Raw genomic sequence first — 13,409 nt, forward strand, 5'->3', positions numbered from 1 at the left:
GACGGATATGCAGAGCTTTTTCACGTTCTTGCAGCAGAACCCGTTTCTGTTGCTGTTCTTCGTCGTTGGGCTCGCCGTCTGGATCGGCCGGGCCAGCATCAAGGGTTACGGCCTCGGCATGGTCGCCGGCGCCATCGTGGTGGGCGCAGCCCTTTCGGTTTGGGCGTCGGTCTACGGCGTGAAGCTTGAGCTGAACGCGTTCGCCAAGAGCCTGTTCTACTATTTGTTCATGTATGGCGTCGGCTTACGTGTGGGACCGTCCTTCATCAACAGCCTGAAGGGCGATGGTCTCAAGTTCTGCATCCTGGCGCTGGTGTCGAGCGTTCTCGGTCTTGCGCTTGTCGTTATGCTTTCGAAGCTCTTTGCGCTGCCGATCGGCGCTGCCGGCGGCATGCTGGCGGGATCGCAGACCATGTCGGCCGCGATTGGCTCGGCTGAGCAGGCGATCACCTCGGGCGTCGTGAAGCTTCCCGAAGGCATGAAGCCCGAAGACGCGTCGGGCATGATCGCGCTGTCCTACGGCATCACTTATATCTGGGGCACCGTTGGCATCATCCTAATCTGCAAATATCTGCCGCGCTGGTGGGGCGTCGACGCCAAGGCCGCAGCCAAGCAGTACGAGCAGGAGTTTGGCGTCAAGGACCTCGAGGGTGGTGGCCTGACCGGTTACCGGCAGTTCGGCCTGCGTGCCTACCGGCTCGATAATCCGGCCCAGGTCGGCATGAGCATTGCCAAATTCCGCACGATGAATCCCGAATACCGCATCGTCAATGTGGCGCGCCGAGGAGAACCGCTGGGTGCCGACCCCGAACTCGTTCTGCAAAAGGGCGACGTCGTCGCGCTCGGCGGCTCGACCGAGCATCTCACCGACAAGATGGGCCTGCTCGGTCCGGAGGTTGCCGACGCCAAGGCACTCGGTATTCCCATGGATCAGGCAGACATCCTCGTCACCAACAAGGAGATGGCCGGACGGACCTTTGAATCCTTCCGCGATACGGCCATCGCCGGCCAGCTGCAGGTCACCAAGGTGGAACGTGGCGGCGTGCAGATTCCGGCCGGTCTCAAGACCGAGTTGCAGCGGATGGACATCGTCTCGGTGGTCGGCATCAAGTCGGCTGTCAACGAGCTCGGCGACATGTGGGGACGCATTGCGCGGACCAACACCTCGACCGATCTGTTGACGCTCGCCTCAGGCATGATCATCGGCTTCCTGATCGGCATGATCGAATTTCCGGCCTTCGGCGCCAAGATCGGCCTCGGCAATGCCGGCGGTCTGTTGCTGTCCGGCGTGATCGTCTCATCGCTGGTCTCGCGACTGCGCTTCTTCGGCAATACGCCGAACGCGGCGCGCAACGTGCTGGAGGATCTCGGCCTCGTGGTCTTCGTCGCCATCGTCGGCATCAATGCCGGCGCCGGGTTGTTGGCGCAGCTCACGGGTGCGGTCGCGTTGAAGATCTTCGTCGCCGGCTTCATTGCCTGCACGATTCCGCCGTTCATCGTCTGGGCGATCGGCTTCCACGTCTTCAAGATCAACCCGGCCGTGTTGATGGGCGGCGTTGCCGGTGCGCGATCTCACTCCGGGCCGTGCCGTGAGGCCGCGGTGGAAATCCAGAGCTCCGTGCCCTGGATTGGGTTCCCGGTCGGGTACGCGGTGTCCGGCATTCTGCTCACCGTGTTCGGCTACTTCGCAATGATCCTGGCTCAATAGCTCGGCGTCACAACCAGAGGAAATAAGACTCATGAGAAAAGTCGCTATCTATGCCGCCCTGGTCGCTTCGCTGGCAGGCGTCGCCGGCTTCAGCACGCCGTCGCGGGCAGAGACCGGCCAGGTCGCCGTTGTCTTCACCAAGGGCGGTTTCATCGTTGGCGTCGGTGGCGGCGAGGGCGTTCTGCTGTATCGCGGCCACAAATATCCCTTCACCGTCTCGGGTATGAGCGTCGGCTTCACGATCGGCGCTTCGACCACCAAGCTGGTCGGTCGCGCCCTCAACCTGAGGGGGCCGGAGTCGATCGAAGGCTCCTACGCTGTCGGCGGTGCGGGCGGTGCTATCGCTGCCGGCGCAGGTGCCGTTCAGCTCCAAAACGGCAACGGCGTGATTCTGCAGCTTAGCGGACCGAAGGTCGGTGCGGAGCTGTCGGCCGCTGTGGGGGGCGTGACGATAGCTTTGAAGCGGTAGAGCGGCACTCGCGCCGCTCTAGCTGAATGACGGCTGCTTCTCTCATGCACGTAAGTCAGGGAAGCGGCGGCAAATCAGCGCCAGGTTCGGATGCCAGCCGCGTTTCGCGAGGCATCGTCGAAAAGCGGATCACGGTACCCATATCGAGGGAGGACATGCCATGCTTCGTTATCTTCTGGCTCTTGTTGCGGCCGTCGTTCTTCTCACGGCAATGCTCATTCCCGATGATGCCTATGCCCGCCGCGGAGGTGGCGGTGGTGGCTATCGCGGAGGTGGAGGGGGCATGCGCGCCGGAGGTTTTCATGGCGGTGGCTATCGTGGCGGCGCCGTTCACGCGGGGCGGATCCATGGCGGAGGCGGACGCCATTACGCAGGAGGTCCGCGGCCAAGCCATCCCATCGCCGGTCGTCCGGGTCGCCCCGGTTACCCCGTTGCGGGCCGTCCCGGCCGTCCCGTCGCCGGTTATCCCGGAGGCTATCCGCGATATGGCTATCGAGGCGCGGCTTACGGCGCTGCTGCCGTCGGTGCGGCCGCCGCGGGCGCCTACGGATACTACAACAACAACAACGGTTGTTATCAGGACACGTACGGCAACTGGGTCTGTCCCAACCAGTACCCGTATTGAAAGAATGCGCTGCTGACGGACCCAGCGGACCGTCAGCAGCGCGGTCAAGGATCAGACCGCACCGGCAGTGCGTTCGATCACCTCGTCAATAACGTTCGGCGACGAAGTTCATCCCGCGCAGGACCGCTTGGTCATTGTAGCGTCCTTTGTCGGAGCGCTTCGGCAGCTTCACCTTGTCCTTCTTGATCCGCTTGTGCGGGATAGCCTCCAGGATGTGCGCGATACAGTTCAGCCGCGCCCGCCGCTTGTCATCGGAACGAATGATGTACCAAGGCGCGTCCTTCGTGTTCGTTTTCTTGAGCATCAGGTCGCGCGCGCGCGAATAATCATACCAGCGCTTGAAGGATTCGAGGTCCATCGGGCTCAGCTTCCATTGCCGCACCGGATCGTCGATGCGGGCGTTGAAGCGGCGCTCCTGCTCCTCCATCCCGACCTCGAGCCAGATCTTGATCAGGATGATGCCGCCGTCGATGGCGTACTTTTCCATCTGCGGGCAGAGCGACAGGAAACGATCGTGCTCGGCGGGCGAGCAGAATCCCATGACATATTCGACGCCGGCGCGATTGTACCAGCTGCGGTCGAAGATCACGATCTCGCCCCCGGCCGGAAACTGCTTCATGTAGCGCTGGAAGAAAAGCTGGGTCTTTTCGCGATCCGATGGCGCAGGCAGCGCCACCACGCGAAACACGCGCGGGCTGACCTTTTCTGTGATCGCCTTGATCGTGCCGCCCTTGCCGGCCGCGTCGCGGCCTTCGAACAGGACGATGACTCGAAGCTTGTTTTCCCTCACATAATCCTGGAGATGGCAAAGCTCGATCTGGAGCTTTTCGAGCTCCTTCTCGTAGTCCTTGCGCTTCATCCGCTCTGAGGCTTCGTCCTTTGCCATGCCGCTCCGCCTTCTCTTAACTCGGCCGAAACGTGATCAGTCGCCCCAGGAAATGATGACGCCGATGTCGCCGGGCACGCCGCCAGGAAAATCGATGACCTGATAGCCGATGCGATAGCCGCGAGGCTTGAGGTATTCGGTCCAGAGTTCGAAGATCTCTTTTGGAATTCCGGTCAGCGTTTTCTCCCAGCCCGCCTCCATCTGGTTGATTGCGCGGCCCTTGTCGGTGCACAGGGTGTTCGGGAAGCGATAGACCTGCACTTCGGTCAGGCCGTTGCGAACCGCGCGCTGGATGATGGTCGAGGCGAGCTTGATTTTCTCCTCCTCGGATTTGCCGGACGGTTTGCTCAGCCGTTCGATCAGAGCGCGTTTCTCGGCTTCGGCCGCGGCGGCGAGGCGAACATATTCCTCGGCCTTTCTGGCTTCCTCGAGCGCAGCTTCCTTGCGAATTTGCAGTGCGTTGGGAATGAGCTCATCGATGCCGGGCATGATTGGGGCGTTCCTGGCTTGCTGTGGGGTCGGCGTCAGGGCTAAGCTAGGTTTCGCGCCGTTCGGACCTTTGATTCATATCAAGCAATTTTCCCACCTGCGCGGCCACGGTAACGAGCCGGCGCGCAGACCGCCCTGATCCCTTCCGTGGAGGCGACCATTGAGCGAGCAACTTCATCCGATGGCCCCGCATCATCTGCCGTTCTACCTCGCGCCGGGAAGCGGCACGGACGTGCTGATGGTGGTGATGGGGATCTTCCTGATCGGCACCGTACTCTGGGTTGGCACGCTTTATTGGAAGCTGCACAGCCTGCCCGAACGAATGGCGCACAAGTCGCAGAAGCTGCAGTTCGAGATCGTGGCCGTGCTGGGCATCATCTCGCTCTTTACGCACATGCACATTTTCTGGGTGGCCGGCCTTCTGCTCGCGATGATCGACTTGCCAGATTTCGGCACGCCGCTGCGGAGTATCGCAGGCTCGGTTGAGAGGATCGCTGACGCCGCGCCCGGCGAGGGTCGCGAGCCAGAACTCCCCAGCTTGCCGCCGGTTGAAAAGCCGATCGTCAAGGGAAAGGAACACAGCCATGTTTGAGCTCATGTTCTGCTCCATCCTGACCATCCTGCCGGACTACCTCTACCGACGTTATGCCCAAGGCAAACGGTTCGGCAAGGAAATCACCTTCTTTTCCATCTGGTACGAATTGCGATGGGGTATCACCGGCTGCTTGATGCTGACGATTTCGCTGATCACGATGATCTTCTACTTTCACCCGTCAACGACCTCGGCCGCGCTCTATTTTCGGACAGTCCCGATCCTGCCTGAAGGCTCCGGCCGCGTCGCGGAAGTCAATGTCGGCTACAGCGAGGCAGTGAAGAAGGGCGACGTGCTGTTCAGGTTGGACAGTTCGAAGCAGAAGGCCGCCTTGGAGACGGCCACCCGCAAGATCGCCGAGGTCGACGCCGCGATGACAAGCGCCGAAAACGACGTGGTCAAGGCCGAAGCGCAGATCCAGGAAGCCAAGGCCAGCCTTCAGCAGGCCAAGGACGAGCTGGACGTCAAGACGGAGCTGCAGCGCCGCAATCCCGGTATCGTCCCGCAACGCGATATCGAGAAATTACAGGTCGTGGTCAACCAGCGGCAGGCTGGTGTGGACTCGGCCACCGCGTCCAAGACGTCGGCGATGTTGCGGCTTTCAACGCTGTTGCCGGCTGAAAAAGCCAGCGGCCAGGCGGCGTTGGCTGAAGCGCAGGTCGATCTCGACAAGACCTTCGTTCGCGCCGGCGTCGACGGTCGGGTCGAGCAGTTCCTCGTTCGGACGGGCGATCTCGTTGCCCAGATCATGCGCCCCGCCGGCGTGTTGATACCGGCGGATGCCGGCAGGGGTAGGCTGCAGGCCGGGTTTGGACAGATTGAAGCGGGGGTGGTGAAGGTAGGGATGGTCGCAGAAGCGACCTGCATCTCCAAGCCATGGGTGATCATTCCGCTCCTTGTCACCGATGTGCAGGATTACATCGCCGCCGGCCAGGTGCAGGCTGGCCAGGAATTGATTGAAGCTCAGAATGCACGTAAGCCGGGTTCGATACTCGCCTTCCTGGAGCCGCTGTACAAGGGCGGCCTCGACGGCGTGACGCCGGGCAGCAGTTGCATCGTCAATGCCTACACCAGCAATCACGAGGAGATCTCGGCCAAGGAGACCGGTACAGGCCGGGCAATTGCCTTGCACGTCGTCGATGGTGTCGGCCTCGTGCACGCCATGCTCTTGCGAATTCAGGCGCTGCTGCTGCCGATCAAGACGCTGGTGCTCAGCGGGCACTGACCGGCATCGCTTTGGCTTGAATCGCATTTCGGTTCAGCGATGCGCCTCAGTTGAGCCGGTCTGGCGTCATGAGCCAGTCCGACCAGTCAGCGCATATTCACTGTGAGCGCCACATGGTCCCCGCAAAAATGCCGATCTGGCTTCGTTCCTTCATTGTCGCCAGCGCTGTCGTGCTCGTGCTTGGAGCTGGTCTGTTCGGCTACCGGTGGTATTCTCGCCCCACGACGCTGACCATCGCCGTCGGATCGCTGGACGGTGAGGCCGCGCGTCTGGTCTCGGCACTGGCGAGCCGGCTTGCCGTGGTGAACGCCCCGGTCCGGCTCAGACTGGTGGAAACGACCAACGCGGTTGATGCTGCCGAGCAGTTTGCGGCGGAAAAGGTCGAGCTTGCTGTCGTCCGGGGCGACGTCGGCGACCTATCGCAGGCGCAGGCTATCGTGGTTCTCGCCCACGCCGTTGTCCTGCTGGTTGCGCCGCCGGGCTCCTCCATTACCGAAATCGCTGGTCTGAAGCGCACCAGCGTCGGCGTGATCGGCGGCGAGATGAATCGCAAGCTCATCGACGTTCTGAGCGACGAATACGGTCTGGGACGTGCCAATGTGACGTTCCGCAATCTCCAGCCGGCCGATGCGCGGCGTGCACTCGATGCCAAGGAGGTGCGGGCGATCCTGGTCGTCGTTCCTCTTGCCGAAAAATATCTTGCTCTGTTACGCGGCCTCTTTCTGCAGACGCCCAAGACCGCGCCGGTTCTGCTTCCGATCGATGCGGCCGGTGCCATCGCGGAGAAGCAGCGCGCCTATGAAAGCTTCGATGTCCCGAAGGGCACGCTGCGCGGTTCGCCACCTATCCCGAGCGAGGATCTGACCACGTTGCGGGTCTCTTTCTACGTGGTCGCGCGAAAGCAGCTCAGCGCTGAGGTGGCCGGCAGCCTCGCCGACGCCCTGATGAAGGCACGCAGGGATTTGCTGGGGGAATTGCCGATACTCTCTCAAATGACCGCGCCGAGCACGGATTCGGACGCCTTCCTTCCGGTTCATCCTGGCGCCGCAGCATTCTACAACGGAACGCAGCAGAGCTTTCTGGACGAATGGGGAAACATCATCTTTCTCGCGCCCATGATTTTGGGCGGCCTCATCTCGGTGCTGGCCGCGGCCTGGAAATTCCTTCAGGTGCGTGATCCCTCTAAGGATGAACGGGGCCTGGACTCGCTGTATGCGCTGGGCGCGCGGATACGCAGGACGGAGGCGGAGGCCGAACTGTCCGATATCGAGGTCGAGATCGACCGGGTGCTCCAGGGCCAGCGCGCCAAGGCCGCTGCAGGAGACGAGAATGCGCTCGATGTCACGACATTGAATGTCGCTGCGCATCGTCTTCAGAGCCTGATTCACGACCGTCGGATCCTGCTGTCCGCGCACGGACATGAGCAAGCGCTCGGTCAGCCAGTTGACCGCACCTGACGGTGGTCACTCCAGACCAAGTCCAATCACGGCCGACCCCAAGCTCAGCGACCTTGATCTTGATCAAACCCTCCGGCCGCCAACCCCGTTTCCTTCAGCAATCGCGTCATGCGAAGGGTGCGGGACATCAGGGGGATAGCGGACGGGCAATGAAGCGCCGTGAGTTCATGGCCTTGATCGGGACTGCAGTTGCTTGTCCGGTTTTCGCGCGCGCTCAGGATGGGGCACCGCGGCCGATGCCGTCGGTCGGCGTGCTGACTGGCAATTTGGTGGGCGATGGCGGCGCACAGATGCGCGTCAATGCCTTTCAGCAGGGTCTCGCCGACCTCGGCTGGATCGCCAATCAGAACTACCGACTCGATGTGCGCTGGCCGGGCTCCAATCCGACATGGCAGCAACGTGAAGCTCGCGAACTTGTTGCCACCGGACCCGACGTGCTGTTTGCGACCAGCACGGCGACGACACGGGCGCTGCGGGCTGCAACGCAGATCATTCCGATCATCTTTGTCGGGCTCTCGGATCCGGTCGGGACAGGCCTCGTCGTCGATCTGGCAAGGCCGACCAGCAATCTTACCGGCTTCTCGCTTTACGAGCATGCTATGAGCGGGAAATGGCTGAGCTTGTTAAAGGACTTGGTACCCAGCATGAGCAGTGCGATGCTTCTGTACAATCCCGAGACCGCACCATACGCGCCGCTTTATCTTCAGGCCGCACACCAGGTGGAAAATCGCCTGCGCATGACGGTTACCGGCGTCGCCGTCCGCAGCGGCGCCGAGATCGCGGGGGTCATCGAGACGGCGGCGCGGAATGGCAGCGGGCTCGTCGTGCTGCCGGATGGCGGTTTCTTCAGTGCTCAGAGCGCCATGGCGATCCCGTTGCTGGCCCAGCGGCGCGTGCCGGCGATCTTCGCCGTCCGCTTCTATGCTGTGAATGGCGGGCTGATGTCTTATGGCGCCGACCTGACGCAGCAGTTTCGCGATGGCGCTGGCTATGTGGCTCGCATCCTTCGCGGCGCCGATGTCCGCAGTCTTCCGGTGCAATTCGCCACGAGGTTCGATCTCGTCATCAACATGAGAGCCGTTCACGCCCTCGGACTGGCAATCCCGGAGCGATTGCTCATGGAGGCTGAGCTGATCGACTAGCTTGCTCGGGCGTGGCGGGGGATGAGGCAGCGTTTCGTTGATCTCGATCAACAAACGCCAGCTCTCGGGTTTGATGATCGTCGGACATGTGTATGGAGGATCTGATGTTTTGCTGCGGCAGGACCTTGATGGCGCTTGCGCTCGTGATCGCGATTCCGCTGGCGGCGGCGGCGCAGACCGCAGATAAGGCGCCGGCCTCCAGCCCACAGCAGGCAAATCCCCCCGGGCAAGCCGCAGAGCTTCTGAAACCGGAGCAGCTCGAAGCCCTGGTCGCACCGATTGCGCTCTATCCGGACGAACTGCTTGCTAACGTGCTGGCCGCGTCCACCTATCCTCTGGAAGTCGTTCAGGCCGATCGCTGGCTGAAAGAGCGCAAGGCTCTGAAGGGTGATGCCCTGAAGACGGAAGTCGAGAAGCAGCCGTGGGATGACAGCATCAAGGCACTAGCTTCGACCGCCGAGGTCCTGACCATGATGAGCGACAAGCTCGACTGGACCAAGGCGCTGGGCGACGCCGTGCTGGCACAGCAGCCGGATGTGATGGATGCGGTCCAGCGGCTGCGGACCAAGGCTTATGACAACAAAAAGCTGGTGACCACCAAGCAGCAGAAGGTGAGCGTCAAGACCGAGGAAAGCAGGCAGGTGGTCGTGATCGAGCCGGCGGTTCCCGATACGATGTACGTGCCGTACTACGAGCCTGCGACGGTCTACGGCGCGTGGCCCTACAACGAGTATCCACCATATTACTTCGGCTACCCATCCTACATCGGCGCAGGCGTCGTCGCGGCGGGTCTCGCCTTCGGCACGGCTTGGGCCATCGGTCGCTGGGGCAATTATTGGGGCGGCGGCTGCAACTGGGGCAACCGCAACGTCTATATCAATCACCGGACCACGAACATCGGAAATGGCTGGCAGCACAATCCCTCGCATCGCCAAGGGGTACGCTACAACAACGCCAACGTTCAGCAGCGCTTCGGCAATAGCAATCTGAAGGCCGGCGCCGCCGACCGGATGGATTTCCGCGGCCGCGACGGACAGCAGAAGCCGGGACAGGATCGGCCTGGTGGCGCAGATCGCGCCGGTGACCGTGCGGGAGATCGCGCTGGCGACCGAGGTGGCGACCGTCAAGGCGCCGGGGATCGCGCCAAGGCGGGAGGCGATCGCGCCAAAGTTGGCGGCGATCGCGCGGGCAAGGCGGGTGGTGCCAAAAACGCGGGCGCCAAGAACGCCGGGACCAAGGGGGGCGGCGGTGCCAAGGCCGCGAACCGAGCTGGCGGCAGCCCACGCGGCGGGAGTGCGCTGAACGTATCGTCTGGCCGCTCGGCGGCCGCAGCATCGGCCCGCGGTCACGCCAGCATGGCGAGCATGGGACCGCGTGGCGGCGGTGGCGGCGCGAGCTTCGCCGGTCGTGGTGGCGGCGGTGGCGGATTCCAGGGCGGTGGTGGCGGCGGCCGGGGCGGTGGCGGCGGCGGGCGCCGCTCCGACATCGTGCTCAAGCACGATGTCGTTTTGCTCGGCTATCTCGCCAACGGGCTTGGTTACTACCGCTTCAGCTATATTGGCAGCGACAAGGCCTATGTCGGGGTCATTGCGCAGGAAGTCGAAGAGGTGAAGCCAGAAGCCGTTACCCGCGGAGCCGATGGTTATCTCCGGGTCTATTACGAGAAGCTCGGTCTAAAATTCCGTACGTATCGGGATTGGCTCGCCGGCGGCGCAACGATTCCTGCGGAGGTGATGCCATGATGAGCTTTAAGTCGCTTCATCGCGTCGCGCTGCCGGGCATCATGGCGCTGGCGCTCATGAGTTCGCCATCCCGGGCGCAGCAATCTTACCCGACACCGGAGGATGCAGCGGCGGCGCTCGCTGCCGCCGTCAAAAGCGGGCCCGACCGGGCCATCCTGAAAGTCCTCGGCAGCGCTGCCGAGGACATCGTCTCGTCCGGCGACGAAGTCGCCGATGCCGATATCCGGCAACGCTTCACCTCGATGTATGAGGCCAAGCATTCGATCAAGGCGGAGGGCAACAAGAAGGCGACGCTGGTGCTGGGCCCGGACGACTTCCCATTCCCGATCCCGCTCGTCAACACCAGGACCGGCTGGGAATTCGATACCGCCGAAGGCCGCATTGAGGTGCTGTATCGCCGCATCGGCCGCAATGAACTCGACGCGATCCAGACCAGTCTCGCCTTTGTCGATGCCGAGAACGAATACGCCGACAAGGATCGCGGTGAGGGTATTGGCGTGTACGCGCAGCGCATCGTCAGCAGTGCCGGCAAGAAGGATGGACTGTTCTGGCGCGACGACAACGACCAGAGCCCGCTCGGTGCATTGGCGGCGCAGGCTTCGGCCGAAGGCTACAAGCCCGAGGAGGGTGCGGCGCCTTATCACGGCTATTATTTCCGGATCCTGAAGGGGCAGGGGTCGAACGTGCCAGGTGGCGCGCTCAACTATGTGGCCAAGGGCAAGATGATCGGAGGTTTCGCGCTCATCGCCTGGCCTGCCGAGTACGGCAATTCCGGCGTCATGACCTTCCTGGTCAACCATGGGGGCGTTGTCTACCAGAAGGATCTCGGGCCTCGAACCAAAGTCCTCGCCTCCCGTATCACCGCATTCGACCCGGACCAGACCTGGAAGAAGGTCGATGGTGCAAAACCCTGAGCGACTGACGGAGATACTGCGTCTGGCACCCTCGTATCGATCGCCAACCTCAGCACGATCATGATCTCTATGAAGTGAGCGAAATGCGGAACGGTCGTGACGGTCCCGTACCGTCATGGCGCCGAAGCGGGAGCGGAAACTGGAATTTCCAGCTCGAAAATGGAGCCCTTGACGTCCGATTTGATCAGCCTCAGCTTTCCTCCACACCTTGCGGCCAAATTGCAGGAGATAGCCAGCCCCAATCCCATACCGCCTTGTTTCGTCGTGAAGAACGGATCGAAGATGCGCTCTTGATCACGTGGCGAAATGCCGGCGCCCGAGTCTTCAATGGACAAATGGACCGTTGTGCCTCCATCAAGACGGGTTTTCATACGCAGCTCTCGTTGATCGGCGGGGACAGAGCTCATTGCGTCAATCGCGTTCTTGCAGAGGTTCAGGAGAATCTGCTGGAGCTCAGTGCCGTCCAGGACGACTGGAGGAATGTTGCCCTGAAACTCCGTCGTTACTGATACGCCGTTGGCCAGGAGATCGTGCCTCAGCAGCCTGCGCGCCAACTCGGCGACATCCTCGACGTTTGCCGAAGCGCCGCCGTGCGCCGTTTTGATCGTCATCTCGCGAATGCTCGATATGATGTCTGCGGCCCGGCTGCCATCGGCTTCGATGTCACAGAGGATGTTCTCGAGTTCCTCCAGTTCAGGCGAGGTCGCTCGGAGGTGACTGAGCCCTGTCGCAGCATTGAGCGAGATGGCCCCTAACGGCGATCTCAGCTCATGGGCGATCGCACCAGTGACCGCGTCGATGCTGAGAAGCCGGTTCGCTCGTTCGCGTCGCTGCAGGGCGATGACGCTGGCGAGGCGCGAATAGATAAACATCGTTTCGATGAGCAATATGGTCAGCAACATGCAGCTGCCGACCAGAACGAAACCGCGTGCTGCGTACCAACCCACGGTGAATCGAACCGAGCTGCCGATGATCGCCACCAGGAAATTGGGCAGGTAGGCGAGCAAAGTCACCATCAACCAAAGGTCAAGAATGGTGCGCATGCGCGCAAACAGGACGGTGAGAGCAGTCACATTCCAAAGCAAAAGTATCAGGTTGACCTGATTACCGAGAGGCGTCTGATGCCTGACGTCATTCACGTAGAAGCTCGGGAGAAACTCGGCTTTCCCGGTCACCATCCACGTCAGTCCCGCCACCGTGGCGGCGATGCAGCCGAATGCTAACACGATCGCGGCTATCGCAGGTCTGCCTGGTCTGCCGGCGGTGGAACGATCCTTTGTGAATCCGTACACTAGGATCGCTGCGGGAAAAGCCGTGTGCCAAAACACGTAAAGCCAAGCGGGGCTGTTCAGTCCGTCCCCAATGAGACCCGCGGGAGCGTATCCGTTCGGAAAGGCGAGCGTTTGCAAGAATGCGAACGATCCGCTGAAAACGTATCCGCTTGCGAGTGCAAGAAGTGCCCGCTGAGGCTGGATCGAAAATTGAGCAAACAGCAGGGCTGCCGTGATGAATTCGGCCAGGGCCAACGCGGTCTGCAAGACTGGAACGAAACCATTGATCTGGCCCAATTGGATCCGGGCGAACGGCGCGATGACCGCTGCAAGGACGATGAGCGAGACGGCGACACCCACGGCCCAGGCCTTTTGGCGGGGGGTTGCGGGGATGTTCGCGATGACCAATGGGAATTCTTGCTCATCATCGTAAGCGGGCTCGGCGGCTGCGTTGGCCAATCGCTCGCTAGCTAGCGCAATGCCCGGCCCTGATGCTGTCGCACCGCCGCCAAGTCCCATGAACTTGCGCTGGCTCATGCCGCCTCCGGAGCACCGCGAGACACATCCTACTCGTCTAAACGCCCTCAGTGAAGCGCCTGATTGAGAGGTGGATATAGACTGGGGGCTCCCGCCAATGGTGCGGATGGTGTGCTCCCGATGGACACGCTCCGCGTACGTCGCCAAGAGTGACTCGGATTCCATGCCATGGGGCCCTCCAGTATGAGGCTGCGCATTAAACTAAAGCCGCGGGACTCGTCGAGCGAAACACCCGCCAGCGCCGTCAACCCCTCTTTGCAAAAATATTCCACTTTACCGAAATTCGGTTTTGACGTATGTGTCGCTCATCCCGGCTCATCCTTGAGGGGCGATCTTGTGGTCGTCACGTTCG

General features: G+C 61.8%; 12 protein-coding genes. 9 read left to right on the top strand and 3 right to left on the bottom strand.

Annotated features, from left to right (window positions below; all coding sequences use genetic code 11):
* Nucleotides 1–7 precede the first annotated feature (7 nt).
* The 3 genes from ABIB91_RS35320 to ABIB91_RS35330 all read left to right on the top strand — a co-directional run bounded on the left by ABIB91_RS35320 (nt 8) and on the right by ABIB91_RS35330 (nt 2,802).
* Entirely contained in the window at nt 8–1,708 is a 1,701-nt protein-coding gene (locus ABIB91_RS35320; protein ID WP_354171351.1) for an aspartate:alanine exchanger family transporter, read from the top strand.
* A gap of 31 nt (nt 1,709–1,739) precedes the next feature.
* Nucleotides 1,740–2,177, top strand: a complete 438-nt coding sequence (locus ABIB91_RS35325) for a hypothetical protein (protein WP_007592965.1) — start codon at nt 1,740–1,742, stop codon at nt 2,175–2,177.
* Between the two features lie 160 nt (nt 2,178–2,337).
* Nucleotides 2,338–2,802, top strand: coding sequence for a hypothetical protein (locus tag ABIB91_RS35330; protein WP_007592964.1), 465 nt, complete (start codon nt 2,338–2,340; stop codon nt 2,800–2,802).
* 85 nt (nt 2,803–2,887) lie between these two features.
* On the opposite strand, the gene ppk2 is transcribed toward ABIB91_RS35330, so the two are convergent.
* Both ppk2 and ABIB91_RS35340 read right to left on the bottom strand, forming a co-directional pair.
* On the bottom strand, nt 2,888–3,688 hold the full coding sequence (ppk2, locus tag ABIB91_RS35335) for a polyphosphate kinase 2 (protein ID WP_007592959.1): 801 nt from the start codon (nt 3,686–3,688) through the stop codon (nt 2,888–2,890).
* Nucleotides 3,689–3,724: 36 nt separating this feature from the next.
* A complete protein-coding gene (locus tag ABIB91_RS35340; RefSeq protein ID WP_219684383.1) occupies nt 3,725–4,177 on the bottom strand; it encodes a hypothetical protein in 453 nt (150 codons plus the stop codon).
* Between the two features lie 181 nt (nt 4,178–4,358).
* Here ABIB91_RS35340 and ABIB91_RS35345 point away from each other — a divergent pair, with 181 nt between their 5' ends.
* The 6 genes from ABIB91_RS35345 (at nt 4,359) to ABIB91_RS35370 (ending at nt 11,249) form a co-directional block, all read left to right on the top strand.
* A complete protein-coding gene (locus ABIB91_RS35345) occupies nt 4,359–4,769 on the top strand; it encodes a hypothetical protein (protein ID WP_007592955.1) in 411 nt (136 codons plus the stop codon).
* Nucleotides 4,762–5,994, top strand: coding sequence for an HlyD family secretion protein (locus ABIB91_RS35350; RefSeq protein WP_007592953.1), 1,233 nt, complete (start codon nt 4,762–4,764; stop codon nt 5,992–5,994). The genes ABIB91_RS35345 and ABIB91_RS35350 overlap by 8 nt, the downstream gene beginning before the upstream one ends.
* Before the next feature lie 113 nt (nt 5,995–6,107).
* Nucleotides 6,108–7,451: a TAXI family TRAP transporter solute-binding subunit gene (locus ABIB91_RS35355; RefSeq protein WP_354171347.1), complete on the top strand. Its 1,344-nt coding sequence runs from the start codon at nt 6,108–6,110 to the stop codon at nt 7,449–7,451.
* A 149-nt stretch (nt 7,452–7,600) separates the two neighbouring features.
* Nucleotides 7,601–8,593: an ABC transporter substrate-binding protein gene (locus tag ABIB91_RS35360; protein WP_354171345.1), complete on the top strand. Its 993-nt coding sequence runs from the start codon at nt 7,601–7,603 to the stop codon at nt 8,591–8,593.
* A 104-nt stretch (nt 8,594–8,697) separates the two neighbouring features.
* Nucleotides 8,698–10,335: a DUF3300 domain-containing protein gene (locus tag ABIB91_RS35365; RefSeq protein ID WP_354171416.1), complete on the top strand. Its 1,638-nt coding sequence runs from the start codon at nt 8,698–8,700 to the stop codon at nt 10,333–10,335.
* A complete protein-coding gene (locus ABIB91_RS35370; RefSeq protein ID WP_354171343.1) occupies nt 10,332–11,249 on the top strand; it encodes a DUF2950 domain-containing protein in 918 nt (305 codons plus the stop codon). The genes ABIB91_RS35365 and ABIB91_RS35370 overlap by 4 nt, the downstream gene beginning before the upstream one ends.
* 113 nt (nt 11,250–11,362) lie before the next feature.
* On the opposite strand, the gene ABIB91_RS35375 is transcribed toward ABIB91_RS35370, so the two are convergent.
* Nucleotides 11,363–13,057, bottom strand: coding sequence for a sensor histidine kinase (locus ABIB91_RS35375; protein ID WP_354171341.1), 1,695 nt, complete (start codon nt 13,055–13,057; stop codon nt 11,363–11,365).
* Between the last annotated feature and the right edge of the window lie 352 nt (nt 13,058–13,409).

The organism is Bradyrhizobium sp. JR4.3 (assembly GCF_040547695.1).
In the GTDB taxonomy this organism is placed as follows: Bacteria; Pseudomonadota; Alphaproteobacteria; order Rhizobiales; family Xanthobacteraceae; genus Bradyrhizobium; species Bradyrhizobium canariense.